General features: G+C 27.0%; 2 protein-coding genes and 1 pseudogene. All 3 read right to left on the bottom strand.

The window, feature by feature from the left end; all coding sequences use genetic code 11:
- Positions 1–93: 93 nt before the first annotated feature.
- On the bottom strand, positions 94–270 hold the full coding sequence (locus tag EZE20_RS24230; RefSeq protein WP_165933574.1) for a hypothetical protein: 177 nt from the start codon (positions 268–270) through the stop codon (positions 94–96).
- Between the two features lie 107 nt (positions 271–377).
- Positions 378–1,373, bottom strand: a complete 996-nt coding sequence (locus EZE20_RS23835) for a GIY-YIG nuclease family protein (protein WP_132122530.1) — start codon at positions 1,371–1,373, stop codon at positions 378–380.
- A gap of 73 nt (positions 1,374–1,446) precedes the next feature.
- Positions 1,447–1,558: pseudogene (locus tag EZE20_RS24500) on the bottom strand (IS1595 family transposase); the annotation flags it as partial.

Genomic DNA, 1,558 nt, shown 5'->3' with positions numbered 1-1,558 from the left:
ATCGTATCATATCTGACCGTATTAGAGCACATAATCTTGACAACCACGATTCAGCCATGGAAGCATGTGCTGGATTATGGAATTTTTACTTATCTACTTGAAAATCAGCATTGCATCAAGTCTATTATTAATTAGGGAAATGGTATTATTAGTAATTATTTCAAGTTTTGGTAATATTGAATGACGAATAGCATCTGCCTTTATTTGTAAATCATTAACAAAGAATAAGTTCTTGTCATCATGGTCAAAATTTATCTCTTCTATATCCATAAATCAAATAAAAATTATATAAGAACTACTTGTATTTAGATTATAAAAATAGGGATAAATGAAATTTTTAGATACTATAAAATAAAAATAAAAGTAAAAGAGATTGTTTAGTCCTTTAATTTAACATGAGTTACATCATTCGCTAAATCGAAACAATGGAAAGGTGAATAAATGGTCCCACCTTTTCTCATTAACCTCAAATTCATTTCTTTTATTGAGCTTATAATTTCATTCTCTGATAATATCAAAGTTTTGAGATCTTGTAAATCCGTGCAATGCAGACGTATTTGGTCAGCACCAGCTGCTCTATAATCTGATTTTTCAATAATTATACTTTTATATTTTTTATTAAGTTTAGAAATTTTATTTTTATCCTTGTTGAATCTATTAGAGATTATCATAAAACAATATGGAATCTTAGTTTTTTTTTCATACCCCAAAACAAAAACTTCCATTGAATTTATATTAAGACAAAAATATCTTGGCCAGGTTCCGCTATTTGTTGATGGGAAACAACTTAGAGACCAAAAAGACATTTCTGTTTTTTTATTTGCTGGTATACATTTAGATAAATAAATACTGAGAATTTCTTTTAACTCTGTATAGTTGTTTAAATGTTGAAATTTTTCAAAATTTTGCCTATACTTAATTTTGTATTTTAAATCAATAGTGCCAAATAAGTTGTAGCTTTCGTTTGAAATATCCCTATTATTTTCTAACCATTCATATTGCTCATTAGAAGAAATTATTAAATCAAGATCCGTTTCACCAATAATGTTTGAAACGAAAGTTTTATTAGTTAATAATAGTCCACTTGTCTCTGCTAGCTCAATTATTCTTTTCTCTGAAATATTTAAAACTTCTCTATTTAATGGTTGAAACCAAAGCTTTATAATATACTTATGATGTTTTTGATGTTGAGAAAATCGTCTTACCGTATCAATAGCTTGGCCAATGTAAAAAGTATCATCTGAAAAACTAAGTAAATACAATCCACATCTTGACTTACTTTTTGGAAAAAGATCAGAAATCGAAATACGACCCTTTACGTCCAATTGTTGGTCAAAAATAAATCCTAATGCATTTATTTTTTCACTGATCATAAAATTAAATTTTATCGATAATTTTTCTATTAAAATATTGATATTTCTAATTCTAAGAAATTGAACTAGGCATTTAGGCAATAATAAATTTGTAGGGCAATGGTGCTGCTTTTACTAATCTATTGATAAGGTTTTCAAATATTCCCTCTTTCATTTTATGCCTATTATATCGGTAGGTATATTCA

The organism is Arundinibacter roseus (assembly GCF_004348825.1).
Lineage (GTDB): Bacteria > Bacteroidota > Bacteroidia > Cytophagales > Spirosomataceae > Arundinibacter > Arundinibacter roseus.
Note: the sequence above shows the minus strand (reverse complement) of the source record. Positions and strands in the feature narration are given on the sequence as shown.